General features: G+C 45.5%; 1 pseudogene. It reads right to left on the bottom strand.

From position 1 onward, the window contains the following. Positions 1–811, bottom strand: a pseudogene (locus A3763_RS01350) (7-cyano-7-deazaguanine synthase); the annotation flags it as partial.

Here is an 811-nt window from a genome sequence, read left to right as displayed (position 1 = left end):
CGCAATGTTCTTGATTTCATTATTCGTCAAAACAAGCGGACTTTTTTCAACTTCGTCCGGGTGGCGGATATCGATAATCACATCATCAACCTCAGGCACATTCACCAAATCAACTTCAGCGATGGTTTGGATTCTTGACATCACTTCATCGATTTTAGTGCTCACCCGCTGTTCTACTGCGCGCTCGAGTACTTCAAAGTCAAAGTTATCTTCTTCTTCCAGAATTCGTTCCATCTTGGCACGAGTTGTTGGGCGATCGGAGATCACACCACAATATTCCGGCATATTCTTGGCAAATTCTTCTGTACCGATTTTTGCTGACAAAGAGATAATATCTTGTTTATCCATGGTAATAAGCGGGCGTAATACCAAGGTATCGGTGACTTTATTAATCACACTCATGTTTGCCAAGGTCTGACTGGATACCTGCGCAACGCTATCCCCCATAACCAGGGCCTCGATGCCCATCTGATCCGCAACCTTTTCTGCTGCCCGCAACATCATACGTTTGAGGATAACGCCCATTTGCGAGTGATGTACATTCTTTAGTATCTCAGCAACCACCTCTTCAAAAGGCACAGCAACAAATTTCACGCGATGTGAAACGCCGTATTTCTCCCATAAATATAAAGCGACCTGTTTAACACCAATCTCATGCGCGGCTCCGCCCAGATTGAAAAAGCAGAAATGCGTCTTCAAGCCTCTTTTCATGGTTAAGTAGCTGGCAACTGTCGAATCAAAACCACCAGACATGAGTGACAACACGTCGTCCTGTGCACCTATCGGATAACCGCCCAGGCCTTCATAGCGT

Source organism: Oleiphilus sp. HI0128, assembly GCF_001635365.1.
This window is presented reverse-complemented; position numbering and strand designations above follow the sequence as displayed.